We start from the raw sequence: 18824 nt of genomic DNA, 5'->3' as shown, positions 1-18824 counted from the left end.
CCAGTATACGCTTTTTAGCCGGCAGGGCATACGCAGGCATACGGTGCACAAACAAAAAGCGAGCCTCTTCAGGCTCGCTTTGTATGTATGGCAATGAGATTAGCTGCTATTAGAATGGCAGGTCGTTGTCAGCGTCGCTGCTGTAGAACGAAGGCGCATCCTGCTGTGGAGCAGAGGCTCCGGCCGGGGCACCACCGAAATCGTTTGCGGCAGGCTCCATTCTCCAGGCTTGCAGGTTGGTGAAGTACATTGTCTGGCCGTTTTTAGTAAATGGCTTACCCGTCAGGTTGAATGTAACTTTCACTTCGTCGCCGTTCTTGAAGGAGTCCAGCAGGCTGCACTTATCCTGCGTCAGCTGAAACTTCACATACTGCGTGTAAGAGCCATCGGGAATCTCCAGCACAAACTCGCGCTTTTTGAATTTGTCACTGATCTGCTGCTCTTCGAAGGCCTCGTACAGCTTACCTTGGATATCAAAAGACATAATGAAATAAGTTAAATAGGTTATTTTACTGTAGACAAAGATAACTAATTTTCCCCGGAAATAGGTCCATTTCACAGCTTCAGTTAAGTAAAAAGGCGGAAAAAATGCGGCATCCAAAACGGCCGCCCACCGGCCGGCGTAAAGGAACCGGAAACAAAGCAAAAGCACCCACCGCATGAACAACATCGCCATAGCCATACACGGAGGAGCCGGCACCATTACCCAGGCCACCCTCTCCGAAGAACAGGACCAGGCATACAGAGCAGCCTTGAGAGAAGCCGTAGAGGCAGGTTACGCGCTGCTGGCGCAGGGAGCCACGGCTGTTGAGGCCGTGGAGCTGGCCGTGGTGCACCTCGAGGACACGCCGCTTTTTAACGCCGGCAAGGGCTCCGTCTTCACCAAAGAGGGGAAACATGAGATGGATGCAGCCATCATGTGCGGCAAGGATTTGCAGGCAGGGGCTGTGGCCGGCGTGCACCGCATCAAAAACCCCGTTAGGCTTGCCAAAACCATTATGCAGCACTCAGACCACGTGATGCTGAGTGGCTACGGCGCCGAAGACTTTGCCCTGCTGCACCAGCTGGAGTTTGCGCCGGAGAACTACTTCTTCGACAAGTACCGGTATGAGCAGTGGAGCGAGGTGCGCGACACCAACATCTTCATGCTGGACCACACCGAGCAGCGCGACGAGAAGTTTGGCACCGTAGGGGCCGTGGCGGTAGACAGCAACGGGGATGTCGCGGCGGCAACGTCCACGGGGGGCATGACCAACAAGAGCTACAACCGCATCGGCGATACCCCTATTATAGGCTCCGGCACCTATGCCAACAACCGCACCTGCGCTATTTCCTGCACCGGGCACGGGGAGTACTTTATGCGCGCCGTGGTGGCCTACGACGTTTCCTGCCTCATGGAGTACAAGGGCTACAGTCTTGAGAAAGCGTGCGAAGAAGTGGTAATGCGGAAACTGGTGGATTTTGGCGGGGAGGGTGGCCTTATCGCGGTAAACGCAGCAGGGGAGGTCGCCATGCCCTTCAACTCCGAGGGAATGTACCGTGCCTCCAAGTCACAGGACCAGGAGACGTTTGTGGCGATTTACAAGGAAAGCTAGCCGCACGGGCAGTATAGGCAACAGAACGTTAAACCCAACAGCACTGGCGCCTGACGCATTCATCAGTGGTTGATGAGCGGCTTCTCGGCTGCCTCCAGCTGGGCATGCCGGTAGGCTTCTTCGCTTTGGTAAAACGTGCGCGTGTTCATGTCGAAAAGGTTGCCCTTGGCCAGCACGTGCATTACCATGTGGTCGATGGCGACAGGGCGGCCTTTCTCCACCTCTTTGATGTTGGTATACTTTACCTCATGCCCGTCCACGATCACCACCAGGTTAGAGCCGATGGTTTCGATCATGTGCCCCTTGGTGATCAGCACGCCGGTGTCTTCGCCTAAGCCGATACCCACTGTTTTAGGGTGCGTCACCACGGCTTCCATAAGCCTGCCGAAACGCCCCCGGATAACAAAGTGCGTGTCTATCACCACACCGTTTATCAGGTGCAGGCCTTGCCCCATTTTAACCGCCCCGCGCAGCAGCGACTCCGTCGCGCTCCCGCCTTTGATCATTTCCCTGGACATGGCCATGGCGCCCGCGCTGGTACCCGCTATAATAAAGTCCTCGTGCAGGTAGCGGTGCTTGAGCACTTCCAGTATCTCAGTGTTCAGGAACATGCGCGTTATCCGGGACTGGTCGCCGCCGCTGAACATGATGCCGTCGCACTTCTTCACCCGCTCAATGTATTCCGGGTTGTGCGCATCCTCCTCCTCGCGGATATGCATCAGCTGCACATTATCTACCCCCAGGATGCCGAAGGCGCTGGTGTAACGCTCGCCCACCTCCTCCGGAATCATCGAGGCAGTGGTCACCACTTCGATATGAGGATTTTTAACAGGTATCTCCTTCAGGAAGCGCTTCAGGATGCCCAGCTCAAAGAAATCGAGGTAGTACTTCTTTTTGGAACGGGGGTTGGGGTAGCTGCCTTTATCTTCGTTTCCGCCTACGGCTATTAGTTTTCCTTTTGGTGTATCCACGGGTGCTTTAATCGATTTAAAAGTTCTTCGGTTACGGTTGCCAGGGGAGCGTATGGCTAAACACTCTCCGTAAGAGTACCGCTTTTGGGTGAAATCGTTTCAAGAAAGCGCAAGTATAACGGATCCTTTCCCATTGGCAGCGCCCACACCTGGCTTCTTAAATACAGCTATATATAAAATGTTATATAAAACCTTACGCTTGCTTGCAAATTTAAACAATTAGCTAATAATAAATTCTATTATTAAACCCGCAATGGATGAAGTCGTATAGTAGGTCTGAACAAACTAATGACTAGTTTTTTTAACGCGTAACCTTTCCAAGCTATGAAACTAAACAATTTAAAGGATCTACTGATCCACGAGTTAAAGGACATTTACAACGCAGAGCAGCAAATCACCAAAGCGCTTCCGAAGATGATGGACGCCTGCTCTTCAGATAACCTCAGAAAGGCTTTTCAGGAGCACCTGCAGGTAACGGAGAACCAGATCAAACGCCTGGAGAAAGTGTTCGATTCGATGGGAGAGAAGGCGACAGGAGAAAAGTGCAAAGCCATGGAGGGCATTATCCGTGAGGCCGAAATGATGATGAGCGAGCGCGCTGAAGCCAGTGTGATGGACGCCGCCCTGATTGCCTGCGCCCAGCGCGTGGAGCACTATGAGATCGCTGCGTACGGCACCGTGTGCACCTATGCCAAGCAACTGAACATGAACGATGCGCTGGAGCAGCTGAGCCAGACGCTGGAGGAGGAGAAAGCCACTGACAAGCGCCTGACCAAAATTGCCGAAGAGGCCATCAACCAGAAAGCACAACGCTAGGTTTAACTCAACCTAGAGAAGATACATGAGGGGCTCTGTACCTTCGCCTGGCCTAACCAGCAGGCAAGAAGGTTACAGAGCTCTTCCTTTATAGCCTTGTATAAAAGTAAAAAGGTGGCCTCTAGAGGCCACCTTTTTACTTTTTAAAGAAGAGTAACTGCTATTTCAGCATCTCATCCAGCGTAACGGTAGACACGGCGTGGTAGTTAGGCCGTGCCTTGGCATAAATGGCCAGGGCTTTTTTCTTGCCTTCCGGTGTGGCGATCAGCGCCTTGTAGATAGGCACCAGGAACTTGCGGCGGCCTACGTTGGTCAGGAAGGTTTCCAGGGCTTTGTCTGCCGTGGTGTAGTTGTTGCGGATGGCATGTATAAACCAGGCCGCCAACACCTCTGAGTTACCGGAGTTGGTGAAGTTAAAGGCCTTGTCCAGCTCGGCCATCTGCTGCTGGCTCATGTTCTCTGGCAGCATCCGGATAAAGTGCAGCCACTCATGGCTCGACCAGTCTTTGGTGTTCAGCTGTGCCGCCGGCTTGCCGTTTTTCCAGCTCTGGAACGCTTCCTCCACTTTTGCGAAGCGTGTGCTCGTTGGCTTCTGGAAGCCTTCCGGCAGGCCTGGGGAGTACACCCAGCCGTCGATGTCTATCTTCTTCGCCAGCTCCTCATCCCCCTGAATCAGCTCTGTGCGCAGGAAGTCCAGGAACTTGTCGGTATTGGTGCTTTGGAAGGCGAAGGTGTTAAAGTACTTGTTGATGAAAGCATCAAAGCGCTCACGGCCTACGGCATTCTCAATGTTACGCAGGAAGAAGTTGCCCTTCTCATAGGCGATATCGGTCAGCCCTTCGTCCGGGTCGCGCCCTTCCAGGTCTAGCTTCAGGCGCGTATCTTCACTGCCCGGGCCAATGTCGTTGAGGGTGTTGGTCAGGTCCTGGTACCCCAGCACCTGCAGCATATCGGCGTAGTCTTTCCCGTAGAGCTCTTCCATAATGCGGCGCTCAAAGTATACGGTAAAGCCCTCGTTCAGCCAGAAGTCGTCCCAGGTAGCGTTGGTAACCAGGTTTCCGCTCCAGCTGTGGGCCAGCTCATGCGCAATCAGGCTGGTAAGCGAGCGGTCTTTGGCCAGCACGGTAGGCGTCACAAAAGTCAGGCGCGGGTTTTCCATACCTCCGAAGGGGAAGGACGGCGGCAGCACCAGCAGGTCGTAGCGGTCCCATCTGTACTTGCCGTAGATTTTCTCGGCGGCATCCAGCATCTTGCCCATCTCGGCAAACTCGTAGGCGGCGGCGTCTATTGTGGCAGGCTCCGCGTAAATGCCTGTTTGCGTACCAATGGGCTCAAACACCAGGTCGCCCACCGACAGGGCCATCAGGTAGGAAGGGATCGGCTGCTTCATCTCGAAGCTGTACACGCCGCTATCGTTCTTCTCGATCGGGTTTTCAGCGCTCATCACCGCCAGCAGTTCTTTCGGCACCTTTACTTTGGCGTTGTAGGTGATACGAATGCCCGGGCTGTCCTGAATCGGAATCCAGGTGCGGGCAAGTATGGCCTGCGACTGCGTGAACAGGAACGGGTTTTTCTTACCGGCTGTCTGCTGCGGGTTCAGCCACTGCAGGGCGGCCGCATCCGGCGAAGTTTTATACTTGATGGTGACCTTCTTTGTATCCGGCTTGATCTTAACATGGAGCGGACGGCCCAGGAACTCCTTCTCATCTCCTAACTCAAAGGTGGTTTCCTCCATACTATCGCCCAGGTACACGTTCTCTATCTGCAGGTTGCGTGTGTCAAAGATGATGCGGTCGGTGCCGGTTTTGTTCTCGATGAGGTAAGAGGCGGTACCGCTGAGCACTTTCTGGCCGAAGTCTACGGCAATGTCCAGGTCCAGGTGCTGGGCTACGGCCTCTGCCGGCTGGGCAAAGCTGTGCACATCGGCGGAGGCGCTTGCCAGGGCACTTTGTTCAGTTGTCATAGTTTGATCTGCGTTTGAGGTATTGGTGGAGCAGGCGGCTAGCTGCAAGCTGCTGGCCACCCCTAAGCCAAATAGGCAACGGTGGTAAAATTTCATATGGTTCAGTTAGTACATTCAAGTGGTAAGTTAAGGATTCTGCGTGAATACTGAAAACAGGCCACCCGAAGACAGGCGCCTGCAGGCCGCTCAGAATATACCTTTACTTGTGTTTTAAGCATGGTTTTTGAGCCGTTTAAGGGTAAGGCGGCTGATCCGGTGGCGCAGCACCGGGAGGCTTTAAAAATAACTTTTTGCACCATTTTGAAGTACATAAAGCTATAACGCCAAAAAAAACGTATCAGCAGTTTTGTTTTTGTACTATACAAGGATATTTAGATAGCGTTAGCAGCCTGGCTCTCTCGCTTGCAGCACAAAACTGCGAATTAAGTAAAACGACTACTATATGAACCCTTATACTATAAAACAGACCACACTGGGGCTCCTGGCCCCGATTCTCATGTTCCTGCTACTCAGTTGCAGCGAAGGAAACACCGATACCAAGAGCGAAGGGAAGAGCATCAAAGAGGTAGCCACCGGCCTTTTCGGCGGGAAAAAGCTTCCGCAGGCCTCCACCGACAGCATGTTTGTCAAAAACTATATCAGCAAAGAGCCCGAGTTTGAGGAGCACGCCGACCTGATGTACCTTTTCTACGGCGACCGCGACTACAAACTGGCCTGGTTCCGCGATAACGAGCTGGTGCCGGAGGCCCAGCGGTTCCTGGGGGTAATCGACAGCTCTTCGATAGAAGGCCTTGACCCGCAAAAGTATAAACTGGTAAACTTCAACGAGCTGTTTAAGAAGTACGAGCAGCTGGACCCGCAGGACTCCGCGCGCTTGGAGCTGCAACAGCAGATAGACGTGGCGCTTACGGCCTCATACTTTAACTACGCCTCCGACTTTTACCGGGGCCGAGTAAACCCGCGCAACGAGAGCAACAGCGTGAACTGGAACGTGAAGAAGAACAAGGTGAAGCTGCACAAGGCCCTGCAGACCATCCTGAAAGAGCGCGAGAGCACGTACCCGTACTATGAGTTTGAGGCCCTGCACGCCGGGTATACGCGGCTTCGGGACAAGCTGCAGGAGTACCGGGAGCTGGAGGAGAAAGGCGGTTGGCCAAAGGTGGAGCTCGGCAAGCAGAAGCTCCTGCAGAAAGGCGACACGGCCGCAGCCGTACTTACCGTACGCAAACGCCTGAACCTGAACCAGCGCCTGAACACCTCTGACAAGAGGCTGCGCGTGTTTGATGACAAGCTGGAGCAGCAGGTAAAGCACTTCCAGATGCTGCACGGGCTGAAGGAAGACGGCATTGTGGGAGGCAACACGCTGGCTACCATGAATATCCCGGTGTCTGACCGCATCAACCAGATCATGATCAACATGGAGCGCTGGCGCTGGATTCCGAAACGGATGGTACCGAAAAGCCTGGACCAGAAATACATCTGGGTGAACATTCCGGAGTATAAACTCTATGTGTACGAAGACCCGAACGACGACCTGGTGGCAGAGCGCGAGTACAAAAAGGTAAAGGAAATGCGCGTTATTGTGGGCAAAACGATGAACTCGACCCCCATTTTCAGCGATAAGCTGGAGTATGTGGTTATGGCCCCGTACTGGAACGTCCCCAACAGTATCGTGGAGAAGGAAATAAAACCGCACATGCTGAAAAACCCGGGCTGGTTAGCCAGCCAGAACATGGAGGTGGTGACAAAGGAAAAGAACCCAAGAACCGTCTCGCCATACTCCATTAATTGGTCTGGTGTAACGGCCTCTAACTTTTCGTACCGCGTGCGCCAGAAGCCCGGCCCTGACAACTCGCTCGGCATGATCAAGTTCCTGTTCCCGAACGAGTACGCCGTGTACCTGCACGACACGCCGGCCGATGCCCTCTTTAGCCAGAACGACCGCGACTTCAGCCATGGCTGTGTGCGGGTAGAGAAACCTGTGGACCTGGCCCAGTACCTGCTGCAGGACATGCCGGAGTGGGACGAGCAGCGCATCAGGAATACCATGCGCGGGGGAGATGAGACCTGGGTTACCCTGCCCAAGCGCGTACAGGTGTACCTGGTGTACTTTACCAGCTGGGTCGATAAAGACGGACAGATTCACTTCCGGGAAGATATCTACGGGCACGACAAAAAGCTGGCCCAGGAGTATTTTGGATAAGAAACCGGAGCAGCCGCAAAGCTGCCCCCTTTACTTTGAGAGAAGCACATGAAAAAGAACTGGATTAACATACTGTCGCTGCTGCTAGCGCTGTCGCTTTTCTGGGGCTGCAGCCCCCCCGAAGCAGAAGGCGATCTGGACGTAAGCGATCCTTTGAAGGACACCGCCACTGCGGCCAGCGCCCCTCTGGTGGAGGACCAGGACACGACGCTGCAGCCAGTACAGGAGCTGAACTTACACGCCCTCGGCAACACGCTGGAGGAGATCAGGTACAGCAAAGACACCTTAGAGGTAAAGGCGGGCGCTCTGGTTAAACTAAACCTCGTGAACGAAGGGATAGACATGCCCATGGTGCACAACGTGGTCTTTACAGAGCCCGGCAAGTATAAGGAAGTCGCCCTCGCCGCAGCCGAGGTAGGCGCCTCCGGCAGCTACGTTCCTGACAGCAAGCTGGTGATTGCCGCCACGCCCATGGCACTGCCCGGCCAGACCGTGGAGCTGGAGTTTACGGCACCCACAAAGCCAGGCACGTATGATTTTGTCTGCACCTACCCGGGACATTGGGAAAAGATGAACGGGGTGCTGCTGGTAAAGTAAAAGCGATATAATAATAGGAAAGTAGTCGGGGCCCGGGTAGATCAATCTGCCCGGGCCCCGACGGCTTTCAAGCTTCTGGCAAACCACAGGAGGCACAGGAAGGCAGAAACAGCGAAAGGACCGACCGGAGAGCTTACTGCGCCGATACAATCTGTCACTCAAACGGTTTAAACATCTCGCACACGTATAAATAACAAAAGGCAGACTGCATCACAGTCTGCCTTTCTACGCTCGCATGGTCTATACGACACGTAACACCATTTATACTTAACTAAACACTAAACTTTTTATACCTTAACTGCTGCTCCTGCTTCAGGGCCGCAACGAAAACCATGCACCCGGTACTAAGCAGCAACACAAGCTTAACTATTTCCAGCGCCACGTACACAAGGTGCAGCACACTCTCCCCGGGGTCCTGCCCGGCAAGTATAGCCAGTGCCCGCACATCCAGCGCAGGCAGCAGCCAGAAGGACTGCAGCAGCAGCAAGCTTGTTAGCGACAAAACCCACAGCCACACTTTGCCTGTTGACTGGCTGTAGAGGGCCCCTAAAAACACCGCGGCGCACAGCACCAACTCCACCTTGTTGAGGTAACCGAACACCAGCCTCCCGATGCCGAGCCCGATCTCCAGGGTAACGTGCGGGGCTGTAAACTTTACAGGGGCCTCCAGGAAAGATATTCCTGCCACCATGCCAGCCCATACAAAGGCGGCCATTACCATCATCAGCTGTAAAGTCTGCTTTTTCATGCCGGTTTCCAGCTCCAGAGAAAGCAACAGGCTATGCTCAGGCTGATTTTCATCGATGTTTACAAAAGCAAATTTCTCCCTATCTGTGCTCTAAAACACTGACATGTATCACATCCTTAACTGACATTCATCATCTTTTCTGCAAGCGGCTCCATCTACCTTTGTATGAGAACCTTAATGAAGATTCGTGATGGAAACCGCACTCCAAACAAAGATTCAAACCTGTTACCACTGTGGCGACTCCTGCGTGGATGAGCTGATTATCGCACATGACAAGTCATTCTGCTGTGCCGGCTGCAAAAGCGTATACGAGCTACTGGAAGAGAACAACCTCTGCACCTATTACTCGCTGGAGGATAACCCGGGCATTTCCGGGAAGCAGCCCCTGGCGCAGGCGCGATTTGCCTACCTGGATGACGCAGGGGTGGAGGCGCAGCTCATCAACTTTAAGAACGACAGCATCTGCAAACTGACTTTCTATGTTCCGCAGATGCACTGCAGCTCTTGTATCTGGCTGCTAGAGAACCTGTTTAAGCTTAATCCTGGCGTTGCCGAGTCTACTGTGAACTTCCTGCGCAAGGAGGTGTCGCTAACTTATTTTCACCAGAAAACCTCGCTGCGCCAGGTGGTAGAGCTGCTGGCGCAGATAGGCTATGAGCCGGCCATTACCCTGGCCGACACTGACGGGAAGAAGGAAACAAAGAAGAACTACTCACTTATTTATAAGCTTGGCATTGCCGGCTTCTGCTTCGGCAATGTGATGCTGCTGGCCTTTCCGGACTACCTGGCACTGGGCGAGGAAGTGCAGCGCGATTACGGCCGCTTTTTCGGCTACCTGAGCGTGCTGCTGTCGCTGCCGGTGTTTTTCTACAGTGCCCGTGGCTTTTTTGAGTCGGCCTGGCAGGGCATTCGCCAGCACATGATCAACATTGACCTACCCATTGCCACAGGCTTGCTCGCGCTCTTCATCACGAGCCTTTACCAAATACTAACCAACACTGGGGCAGGCTACCTGGACTCTTTTACCGGGCTGGTGTTCTTCATGCTGATCGGCAAGTACTTTCAGCAAAAGACCTATGACACACTTTCTTTTGACAGGGACTATACCTCCTATTTCCCGGTGTCGGTAACGGTACTGAAGGAGAACGGTGAGGAGGAGTCGGTGGCGGTGCGTAACCTGAAGGTGAGCGACCGCATCCGCATCCGTAACCAGGAGCTGATACCCGCCGACGCCATGCTGCTGCACGGCACCGCCATGATTGACTACAGCTTTGTGAGTGGGGAGTCGGAGCCGGTAGAGAAGGTGGTGGGCGAGGTGATTTACGCCGGCGGCCGCCAGGTAGGAGAGAGCGTGGAGCTGGAGGTAGTGAAGGAGGTGTCGCAAGGCTACCTGACACAGCTCTGGAACAACAGCGTGTTCTCCAAAAACGAAGAGCAAAGTATGGAAAGCTACGCCAACGTTGCCGGCAAGTGGTTTATCATCGTTACATTGCTGGTAGCGGCGGGCGCCCTGGTGTACTGGGTGCCGCGCGACACGAGCATGGCCATGAAGGCCTTTACCTCGGTATTGATCATTGCCTGCCCATGCGCCCTTTCCCTGTCTACGCCGTTCGTACACGGTAACACCCTCCGTATCTTTGGCAAAAACAAGTTCTTCCTCAAAAACACCAGCGTTGTGGAGACTCTGGCTAAAATAGACACCGTGGTGTTTGATAAGACCGGAACTCTGACGGAGCCAAGCGCGGCCGAGGTTAGCTACACAGGCAAAGTGCTTACGCCGGCGCAGGAGCAAAGTATAAAATCTGTGCTGAGCCACTCCACGCACCCGCTTAGCCAGCGTATTTTCCATTTCATACAGGGAGACACGCTGGAGGTGCAGGGCTTTCAGGAGTTTGCAGGCAAAGGGGTGGCAGGCGAAGTAAACGGCCATTTCGTGCGCGTCGGTTCGGCAGCATACTTGGGCGTAAACACCTCCCAGGAAAAGGATGCCCTTAAAACAACCGTTTATGTATCGGTGGATGGTGTTGTGCTAGGTTACTACACCTTCTTTAACGTGTACCGCCAGGGCCTGAAGGAGGTACTGCAAGGGCTGCACATCGATAAGCTGGCCGTACTTTCCGGCGACAACGACCATGAGGCGGCCCGGCTGCGGGAACTGCTGGGTGAGGAGGCTGAACTTAACTTTAACCAGTCGCCGGTGCAGAAGCTGGAGTACATCAAGAGCCTGAAAAACCAGCAGCGCCACGTGCTGATGGTGGGAGACGGCCTGAACGATGCCGGTGCCCTGAAGCAGAGCGACGCCGGCATTGCGCTCACCAACAGCATCACCAACTTCTCGCCCTCCTGCGACGCCATCCTGGATGCCACCGCCTTTGATAAGCTGAGCCGCTTCATCGGTTTCTCCAAAAAGAGCATGAACATCATCCTGGCCAGCTTTGCCGTATCGCTGATCTATAATGTGGTGGGGCTTACACTGGCTGTGCAGGGGCTGTTCACCCCGATCATCTCGGCCATACTTATGCCGATCAGCTCGATCAGTGTCATCCTTTTTGCAACGCTGTCGGTGCGCTTTGCGGCCAGGAAAGCCGGTCTATAGCCGCTGCGCTGCTGTTGCTACACTTAACAAGTATACATACCTTAACCGCCAACAACCATGTTTATCATATTCTTACTTATCGGTATCAGTGTAACAGTAGCCAGCGGATTTCTGGCCGCGTTTCTGTGGGCCGTAAAATCCGGCCAGTACGAGGATGACTATACACCCGCCGTCCGTATGCTGTTCGAAAATGAACCTGCCTCCAAAAGCGGCGGCACAGAGCCGAAGAAGGCGTAGCTGGCTATTCATTCCTCACAACCGCTGTAGGGCAAGGTGGTACGGCTACAGCAGCCGTACCACCTTGCCCTGTCGTGTAAAAAAGGGACATGGTTAAAGTATAGCTCTAAGCTGAGAGATGCTTTTGAACGCCGTGCCAGGTCAAATGTCTTCCGCATTTTCCTGTGGATTTTTCATTTCCCCTTCGCTGTCCCGTTGCAGCAAATCCACTTATAACCGGCACCAGAGGCCTTCCTGCGGCCTCAGCTGATATCAATCACTTACCCGAGTGACATTCGTCATCTTTTAGAAACGCATTCCTGCGCAATTTTGAACTGTTGAAAATGACGTGCCGCCTTGCTCCGAACGGAAGCCAGCAGTACCAGAGAAATCACACAACAAATCACATACAACACTTTAACAAATGGAGGACACCGCACATGTCAACTAATGTAGCAGAAGTCTTAGAAAATGCTCCGGACAGGGTCGTGCCGAAAGGTAAAGACCCGGGGGCGACCGACACATTCTTTTATGACAACAAGATTGTTCGGGATTTTGGTATCGCCACGGTATTCTGGGGTATCGCCGGCATGCTGATCGGAACGCTGATCGCGTTTCAGTTGGCTCGGCCTGAGCTGAACATGGGCACGCAGTATACTACGTTCGGCCGTATCAGACCACTGCACACCAATGCGGTGATCTTCGCCTTTGTGGGCAACGCCATCTTTATGGGCGTGTACTACTCGCTGCAGCGCCTCTGCAAAACGCGTATGTACAGCGACTGGCTCAGTAAAATCAACTTCTGGGGCTGGCAGCTCATCATCGTTTCTGCCGTTATCACGCTTCCGTTGGGCTTTACCACCTCTAAAGAATATGCTGAGCTGGAGTGGCCTATCGACATAGCTATCACCCTGATATGGGTGGTGTTCGGCTGGAACATGTTCGGTACGATTGCCAAGCGCCGGGAGAAGCACCTGTACGTAGCCATCTGGTTCTACATCGCTACTTTCCTGACAGTGGCCGTGCTGCACATCGTGAACTCGTACGAGATGCCGGTGAACTTCCTGAAAAGCTACTCTGGCTACGCCGGTGTACAGGATGCGCTGGTGCAGTGGTGGTATGGCCACAACGCGGTGGCGTTCTTCCTGACAACGCCGTTCCTGGGCCTGATGTACTACTTCCTGCCTAAAGCGGCCAACCGCCCGGTTTACTCTTACCGCCTGTCCATCATTCACTTCTGGTCCCTGATCTTTATCTACATCTGGGCGGGCCCGCACCACTTGCTGTATACGTCGCTGCCTGACTGGGCACAGTCGCTGGGTGTGGTTTTCTCTGTGATGCTGCTTGCCCCGAGCTGGGGTGGTATGATCAACGGTTTGCTGACGCTGCGCGGCGCCTGGGATAAAGTACGTGAGAACCCGATCCTGAAATTTATGGTGGTGGCCATCACAGCCTACGGTATGGCTACGTTCGAAGGCCCGATGCTGTCGCTGAAAAACGTAAACGCCATTGCCCACTTTACTGACTGGATTGTAGCACACGTACACGTAGGTGCTCTTGGCTGGAACGGCTTCCTGACCTTCGCCATGCTGTACTGGCTGTTCCCACGCCTGTACAAAACACCGCTGTACTCTGTTAAACTTGCCAACACACACTTCTGGTTGGGCACCCTAGGTATCCTCTTCTACGCCATCCCGATGTACTGGGCAGGCTTTACCCAAGGCCTGATGTGGAAACAGTTCTCAGAAGAAGGCATGCTGCAGTATCCTAACTTCCTGGAGACTGTGCTGCAGATCGTGCCGATGTACTACCTGCGCGGTATCGGCGGGGTGCTTTACCTGAGCGGCGTGTTCCTGATGGTGTACAACCTGATAAAAACTGCCAAGTCTGGCAAACTGGTTGCCAACGAGCGCACAGAGGCTCCGGTAGTAGTGCCTACTGCCAGCAACAACGCCGGCCACTGGCACAGCTGGATTGAGAAACGCCCTACTCAAATGGCCATCTTCGCTACGGTTGCGATCCTGATCGGCGGTCTGGTAGAGTTTATTCCAACCTTCGTGATCAAATCAAACGTGCCGACCATTGCCAGCGTGAAGCCTTATACTTCGCTGGAACTGCAGGGCCGCGACCTGTACATAAAAGAGGGTTGCGTTAACTGCCACACCCAAATGGTGCGACCGTTCAGATCAGAGACAGAGCGCTACGGCGAGTACTCTAAAGCGGGTGAGTTTGTGTACGACCACAACTTCCTGTGGGGCTCCAAGCGTACCGGTCCGGACCTTCACCGCGTAGGCGGCAAGTACCCGCACTCCTGGCACTACCACCACATGATGGACCCAACCTCAATGTCACCAGGCTCTATCATGCCGGCTTACCCTTGGCTGTTTGAGCAGGAGATTGACCAGAGCACTACGCAGGCCAAACTGGAAACGCTGAAAAAGCTGGGCGTTCCTTACGAAGAGGAGTACATCGCCAACGCCAACGAAGAGCTCATGGAGCAGGCCAGAGGCATCTCAGCAGACCTGGCCAAAGAAGGCCTGGAAGTGAAGCCTGAGAAGGAGATCGTAGCCCTGATCGCTTACCTGCAGCGCCTGGGAACCGATATTAAAGTGAAAACGGAAGAAGTAGAATAGACACAAGACGCAAGTATCAAGACACAAGACCAAATCTGTATAAGACCTCTTTACTAAAAGTCTTGTGTCCTGTGTCTTGCTACCTGTGTCCTAAATATAAAAGCCATGTATAAGAATGTTTTGCAAGCCATAGACGGCATCGAAATATATCCGATCATCTCCTTCAGCATCTTTTTCCTCTTCTTCCTGGGTTTACTCGTGTATGTATTCCTGCTGGATAAGAAGCATGTGGACATGATGAGCAGCATCGCCTGCGGCAAAGAAGATGAAGACACTACCATGGGAGGACTAAGACAATGAGCTGGAACACTGTAAAGATCAAAAAAGGCAGCCTTGCCCTGGCGGCCGGCCTGCTGCTGCTGGGCACCACCGCTGTGCAGGCCCAGGATGCAGTAGAAGGAAAGAAGATATTTGACGCCAACTGCTCCGCCTGCCACAGCATAGAAACAGACGTGGTGGGCCCTGCGCTGAAAGACGTGCACAAACGCCGCGACGAAGCCTGGATAAAGAAGTTCGTGAAGAACTCTACGGAGATGATCCAATCCGGCGACCCGACAGCCAAGGAGGTATTCGAGAAGTACGGCAAAGTACAGATGGCCAGCTTCGGCGGCCAGCTGTCCGACAGCGACATAGACAACGTAATTGCCTATGTGAAGGAGGAGAGTGAGAAGCCAGCGGCTGCCGCAGCCACGCCTGCCGCTGACAGCGGCACCGAGGCAGAAGCCGCGGCTGCCCCCAAAGAGGTGTCTTTTATGGAGCTGCCTCCGCTGGTGCACATCACGATTGCCCTGTCCGGCATTATTGTGCTGCTGATTATCGCCACGCTGATCATGCTGATCCGCCTGTTTATACCGATGCTGGGCGACTCGATTTACGACGAGGACTTCCGCAGCTCCTTTGCCGGGCGCGTTCTGTTCCTGATGCGTGGGGATGCCACCGTGGTAACTGGCAAGGCAAAAGACGAAATCCACTCCAACCACGACTTCGACGGGATCCAGGAGTACGACAACGACCTGCCGCCTTGGTGGAAGTACATGTTCTACGTGTCCATCGTATTTGCCATAGGCTATATGCTGCACTTCCACGTGTTTAACAGCGGCTTGTTGCAGGAGCAGGAGTATGAGCTGGAGATGCAACAGGCAGCCCTGTTTGCCGCCAGCGCCGATAACGACCCGAACGCGGTTACCAACTTTGAGGTGCTGACAGACGCTGCTGCGCTGGAGTCCGGTAAATCTACGTTCCTGACCAACTGCGCTGCCTGCCACGGCCAGGAAGCACAGGGTACCGTAGGGCCAAACCTGACGGATGAGTACTGGCTGCACGGCGGCAACGTGAACGACATCTTTAAAACGGTGAAGTTCGGTGTACCGGCCAAAGGCATGGTGCCATGGCAGGGCAAGCTTTCCAAAGATCAGATCCTGGAGGTTTCCAGCTATATTCTGTCTCTGCAAGGCACTAACCCGGCCAACGCCAAAGAGCCGCAAGGCGAAAAGCAGTAAGCAGATCCAACAGCAAGTTGAAAGCTGCAGGCACCCCGGTGTCTGCAGCTTTTTGTTTCAGTAAGGTTTTCGGCTACGAAACCGCTTAGAAGTACAGGAAGCCACCGTTAGTGACGATAATCACTGGCGTGAGTGACCTAGGTCATCTTTTGGCATGTGGTAATTGTGGACTTTTGTCATAGTAGATTTTTCTATCTGCTAAGTTCTTTTTTCCATTTTAACCAACAGGCAGGATTAATATCCGCACAAATTAAACTGCCATGCCAACAACAACTAAACAAAAGCCCACCGAAGAGTTTCGGGATCACCTGTCTACAGTAGACGCGGAGGGCAAAAGAGTCTGGGTTTACCCCAAAAAGCCGCAAGGCAAACTCTACAACTACCGTAAATACGTAAGCTACGGTCTGCTGGCGCTCCTTTTCGCCGGCCCATTCATCAAGATAAACGGCTTGCCGCTGCTCATGCTTAACATCGTGGAGCGCAAGTTCGTGATATTCGGCGTGCTGTTCTGGCCGCAGGACTTCTTTCTGCTGGTGCTGGCCTTTCTGGCCATGACCCTCTTCATTATTCTCTTTACGGTTGTCTATGGCCGTGTTTTCTGTGGTTGGGTTTGTCCCCAGACCATCTTCCTGGAAATGGTTTTCCGAAGAATCGAGTACGCCATAGAGGGAGACTACACCAAGCAGAAGGCACTGGACAAGATGCCCTGGAATGCAGAGAAAATCCTGAAGAAAGGCTCTAAAACGGCAATCTTTCTCGCCATTTCCTTTCTCATCGCCAACACCTTTCTGGCCTATGTTATTGGTATAGATGCCCTGCGGGAAATCGCAACGGACAACCCCTTTAACCACTTGGGCGGCCTGGGTGCCATTGTGGTGTTCACCGGCCTGTTTTACGGCGTGTTCGCCTGGTTCAGGGAGCAGGTCTGCACCATCGCCTGCCCGTACGGCAGGTTGCAAGGAGTGATGCTCGACAAGAAGACGGTGGTGGTAGCCTACGACTACGGCCGGGGCGAGCCGCGCGGCAAGCTGCGCAAAAACCAGGAGCGCACCGAGGGCGACTGCATTGACTGCAAGCAGTGTGTGCACGTTTGCCCGACCGGGATCGACATTCGCAACGGGGCACAGCAGCTGGAGTGTATTAACTGCACCGCCTGCATCGACGCCTGCAACGACATCATGCGCATGATTGAGAAGCCGGAGGGTCTTATTCGCTACGAATCTGAGGAGGGTATAGCCGAAGGCAAGAAGTGGAAGTTCTTCACGCCCCGCGTGATTGGCTACACCGCCGTGCTGGCAGTGCTGCTCACGGCGCTAAGCACACTGCTGCTCACCCGCGATGAGGCTCAGGCAACCATCCTTCGCACCCCGGGCCAGCTGTACCAGAAAACGGAGCAGGGGCACATCAAGAACCTCTACAATATCTCCGTGATCAACAAGACCAACCACGAGATGCCTCTAACCCTCAAGCTGCTGGACAAGCAGGGAACGATACAGGTGATAGGAGGAGAGCAACTGGTGCTGCCGGCGCAGGGCATAGTGGAAGGCGTGTTCTTTACAGAGATACCGCTGGAGGAGCTTCAGGGAATGAATTCGGAGATTGAGGTAGGCTTATTCTACAACGACGAGCTCATCACCGTGCAGGACACAAAGTTCTTAGCACCTGCACACTAGCCCTCTTTACCTAAAGCAGGAGTAATGCCTTTTTGCTTTAGAAGGGCGACACAAAAAAATCATAAAGAAGAATATCATGACAACTGAACATAAAACCACAACACTTTGGCCTTACGGCATCATCGCAGCAATCGTACTGTTTGCCGGCTACATTATCTTTTTCGTGACAAAAGCCATGCGCCAGGACGTAGACCTGGTCAGCAAGAACTACTATGAGCAGGAAATCGCTTACCAGGACCACATCAACACCGTGGGGCGCACTGTGGCTGTAGGCGAGGTGGCGATCACCTATAAAGCGGAGGACCAGCACATACTATTGCAGCTGCCGGAAGGATTTCAGGGGCAGGCTGTGCGCGGTGCCGTCAGCTTCTTTCGCCCGTCAGACGAAGGGCTTGACTTTGAAGTGCCGCTGCAACTGGGCCGTGACCAAAGCCAGCTGCTGGAGACAGACACGCTGCAGCAGGGCCTTTGGAAGGTGCGCGTAAACTTCAGCGCAGGCAACGAAGTGTATTTTGCAGAGAAAGCAATCAGCATAAAATAAGAAAGCCATGATCTGGGCAGGTTTTCTATTCGGACTTTTAGGCAGTTTCCATTGCGTCGGGATGTGCGGCCCGATTGCCATGGCCTTACCATTTGGCGGGAGCAGCGGCTGGCGTTACTACGCGGGTCGCCTCCTGTACAATGGGGGGCGCTTGGCTACCTATACTTTGTTAGGCGCACTGGCAGGTGCCTTCGGGGCCACGTTACAAATGGCGGGACTGCAGCAGGTGGTTTCCGTTGTTTCGGGCCTCCTTATACTTCTACTGTTGGTTTTACCCGCTGCCCTCAAGGGCAAAGCCAGCAACATGTTAGGCACTGACAAGCTGATGCTCTGGGTGCGCCAGAAGCTGGGCTACTTCTTCGGCCAAAACAACCTGGGCGCCCTGTTTATGGTGGGCCTGTTGAACGGGCTGCTGCCCTGCGGTTTTGTTTACATTGCACTGGCCGGGGCCATCAGTGCGCCGGGCGTGCCGGGGGCTATGCTTTACATGCTGCTCTTCGGGCTGGGCACTTTTCCGCTCATGTTCCTGGTGTCCCTTTCCGGTAAGTTTATCAGCCTGAAGCTGCGCCGCTCGTTTAACCGGGCAGTGCCTTATGTAGGTATGGCGTTGGCCGTACTGTTCATTATGCGCGGCCTGAACCTCGGCATCCCGTACGTGAGCCCGAAGATAGCGCACACGGCACACCACACGACAGAAATTACCTGCTGCACAAAACCGAAGTAGAGGGATTGGCATAAAATCAGGGGAAAGTGACTTTGGTCATTTTTTGAGT

16 protein-coding genes are annotated in these 18824 nt (G+C 53.8%); 12 read left to right on the top strand and 4 right to left on the bottom strand.

The genetic code is table 11. The features are described from left to right. Positions 1-109: 109 nt before the first annotated feature. The gene (locus CA264_RS05845) at positions 110-484 is read right to left on the bottom strand and encodes a DUF3127 domain-containing protein (RefSeq protein WP_025605415.1); all 375 of its coding nucleotides are present in this window, start codon (positions 482-484) and stop codon (positions 110-112) included. A 175-nt stretch (positions 485-659) separates the two neighbouring features. Between CA264_RS05845 and CA264_RS05840 the strand changes: the two genes are divergently transcribed. Next, positions 660-1595 carry an isoaspartyl peptidase/L-asparaginase family protein gene (locus tag CA264_RS05840; RefSeq protein ID WP_025605413.1) on the top strand — a complete coding sequence of 312 codons (936 nt, stop codon included), beginning with the start codon at positions 660-662 and terminating at the stop codon, positions 1593-1595. Positions 1596-1657: 62 nt separating this feature from the next. Here the strand turns inward: CA264_RS05840 and CA264_RS05835 are convergent, their stop codons facing one another. Beyond that, complete coding sequence (locus tag CA264_RS05835; protein ID WP_025605412.1) at positions 1658-2566, bottom strand: cyanophycinase; 909 nt, start codon at positions 2564-2566, stop codon at positions 1658-1660. A 324-nt stretch (positions 2567-2890) separates the two neighbouring features. Here CA264_RS05835 and CA264_RS05830 point away from each other — a divergent pair, with 324 nt between their 5' ends. After that, positions 2891-3382, top strand: coding sequence for a YciE/YciF ferroxidase family protein (locus tag CA264_RS05830; protein ID WP_025605411.1), 492 nt, complete (start codon positions 2891-2893; stop codon positions 3380-3382). A 160-nt stretch (positions 3383-3542) separates the two neighbouring features. Here the strand turns inward: CA264_RS05830 and CA264_RS05825 are convergent, their stop codons facing one another. Next, complete coding sequence (locus CA264_RS05825; RefSeq protein WP_036775643.1) at positions 3543-5345, bottom strand: M1 family metallopeptidase; 1803 nt, start codon at positions 5343-5345, stop codon at positions 3543-3545. 442 nt (positions 5346-5787) lie between these two features. Between CA264_RS05825 and CA264_RS05820 the strand changes: the two genes are divergently transcribed. Together CA264_RS05820 and CA264_RS05815 are read left to right on the top strand one after the other, a co-directional pair. Then, on the top strand, positions 5788-7548 hold the full coding sequence (locus tag CA264_RS05820; RefSeq protein ID WP_025605407.1) for a L,D-transpeptidase family protein: 1761 nt from the start codon (positions 5788-5790) through the stop codon (positions 7546-7548). Between the two features lie 48 nt (positions 7549-7596). Beyond that, positions 7597-8145, top strand: coding sequence for a plastocyanin/azurin family copper-binding protein (locus CA264_RS05815; protein WP_025605405.1), 549 nt, complete (start codon positions 7597-7599; stop codon positions 8143-8145). 271 nt (positions 8146-8416) lie between these two features. On the opposite strand, the gene CA264_RS05810 is transcribed toward CA264_RS05815, so the two are convergent. Continuing rightward, complete coding sequence (locus CA264_RS05810; protein WP_025605403.1) at positions 8417-8893, bottom strand: hypothetical protein; 477 nt, start codon at positions 8891-8893, stop codon at positions 8417-8419. A gap of 190 nt (positions 8894-9083) precedes the next feature. Between CA264_RS05810 and CA264_RS05805 the strand changes: the two genes are divergently transcribed. The 8 genes from CA264_RS05805 to CA264_RS05770 all read left to right on the top strand — a co-directional run bounded on the left by CA264_RS05805 (position 9084) and on the right by CA264_RS05770 (position 18775). Next, positions 9084-11489 (top strand): heavy metal translocating P-type ATPase, encoded by a 2406-nt coding sequence (locus CA264_RS05805; protein ID WP_025605401.1) that lies wholly within the window; start codon positions 9084-9086, stop codon positions 11487-11489. 57 nt (positions 11490-11546) lie between these two features. Then, entirely contained in the window at positions 11547-11726 is a 180-nt protein-coding gene (gene ccoS / locus CA264_RS05800) for a cbb3-type cytochrome oxidase assembly protein CcoS (protein WP_025605399.1), read from the top strand. A 419-nt stretch (positions 11727-12145) separates the two neighbouring features. Then, a complete protein-coding gene (gene ccoN / locus CA264_RS05795) occupies positions 12146-14338 on the top strand; it encodes a cytochrome-c oxidase, cbb3-type subunit I (RefSeq protein ID WP_025605397.1) in 2193 nt (730 codons plus the stop codon). A 105-nt stretch (positions 14339-14443) separates the two neighbouring features. Then, positions 14444-14638, top strand: coding sequence for a hypothetical protein (locus CA264_RS05790; RefSeq protein WP_025605396.1), 195 nt, complete (start codon positions 14444-14446; stop codon positions 14636-14638). Then, on the top strand, positions 14635-15837 hold the full coding sequence (locus CA264_RS05785; RefSeq protein WP_025605394.1) for a c-type cytochrome: 1203 nt from the start codon (positions 14635-14637) through the stop codon (positions 15835-15837). Before CA264_RS05790 ends, CA264_RS05785 begins: the two co-directional genes overlap by 4 nt. A gap of 260 nt (positions 15838-16097) precedes the next feature. Next, positions 16098-17510, top strand: coding sequence for a cytochrome c oxidase accessory protein CcoG (gene ccoG, locus CA264_RS05780; protein WP_025605393.1), 1413 nt, complete (start codon positions 16098-16100; stop codon positions 17508-17510). A 76-nt stretch (positions 17511-17586) separates the two neighbouring features. Beyond that, on the top strand, positions 17587-18051 hold the full coding sequence (locus CA264_RS05775) for a FixH family protein (protein WP_025605391.1): 465 nt from the start codon (positions 17587-17589) through the stop codon (positions 18049-18051). A gap of 7 nt (positions 18052-18058) precedes the next feature. Next, a complete protein-coding gene (locus CA264_RS05770) occupies positions 18059-18775 on the top strand; it encodes a sulfite exporter TauE/SafE family protein (protein ID WP_025605389.1) in 717 nt (238 codons plus the stop codon). Positions 18776-18824 lie beyond the last annotated feature (49 nt).

Source organism: Pontibacter actiniarum (assembly GCF_003585765.1).
In the GTDB taxonomy this organism is placed as follows: Bacteria; Bacteroidota; Bacteroidia; order Cytophagales; family Hymenobacteraceae; genus Pontibacter; species Pontibacter actiniarum.
Note: the sequence above shows the minus strand (reverse complement) of the source record. Positions and strands in the feature narration are given on the sequence as shown.

Coding starts and splice junctions, on each gene's coding strand:
- CA264_RS05845 (WP_025605415.1), bottom strand. CDS start 484: ATGTCTTTTGATATCCAAGGTAAGCTGTACGAGGCCTTCGAAGAGCAG.
- ccoN (WP_025605397.1), top strand. CDS start 12,146: ATGTCAACTAATGTAGCAGAAGTCTTAGAAAATGCTCCGGACAGGGTC.
- CA264_RS05830 (WP_025605411.1), top strand. CDS start 2,891: ATGAAACTAAACAATTTAAAGGATCTACTGATCCACGAGTTAAAGGAC.
- CA264_RS05810 (WP_025605403.1), bottom strand. CDS start 8,893: ATGAAAAAGCAGACTTTACAGCTGATGATGGTAATGGCCGCCTTTGTA.
- CA264_RS05775 (WP_025605391.1), top strand. CDS start 17,587: ATGACAACTGAACATAAAACCACAACACTTTGGCCTTACGGCATCATC.
- CA264_RS05805 (WP_025605401.1), top strand. CDS start 9,084: ATGGAAACCGCACTCCAAACAAAGATTCAAACCTGTTACCACTGTGGC.
- CA264_RS05825 (WP_036775643.1), bottom strand. CDS start 5,345: ATGACAACTGAACAAAGTGCCCTGGCAAGCGCCTCCGCCGATGTGCAC.
- ccoS (WP_025605399.1), top strand. CDS start 11,547: ATGTTTATCATATTCTTACTTATCGGTATCAGTGTAACAGTAGCCAGC.
- ccoG (WP_025605393.1), top strand. CDS start 16,098: ATGCCAACAACAACTAAACAAAAGCCCACCGAAGAGTTTCGGGATCAC.
- CA264_RS05790 (WP_025605396.1), top strand. CDS start 14,444: ATGTATAAGAATGTTTTGCAAGCCATAGACGGCATCGAAATATATCCG.
- CA264_RS05770 (WP_025605389.1), top strand. CDS start 18,059: ATGATCTGGGCAGGTTTTCTATTCGGACTTTTAGGCAGTTTCCATTGC.
- CA264_RS05785 (WP_025605394.1), top strand. CDS start 14,635: ATGAGCTGGAACACTGTAAAGATCAAAAAAGGCAGCCTTGCCCTGGCG.
- CA264_RS05820 (WP_025605407.1), top strand. CDS start 5,788: ATGAACCCTTATACTATAAAACAGACCACACTGGGGCTCCTGGCCCCG.
- CA264_RS05840 (WP_025605413.1), top strand. CDS start 660: ATGAACAACATCGCCATAGCCATACACGGAGGAGCCGGCACCATTACC.
- CA264_RS05815 (WP_025605405.1), top strand. CDS start 7,597: ATGAAAAAGAACTGGATTAACATACTGTCGCTGCTGCTAGCGCTGTCG.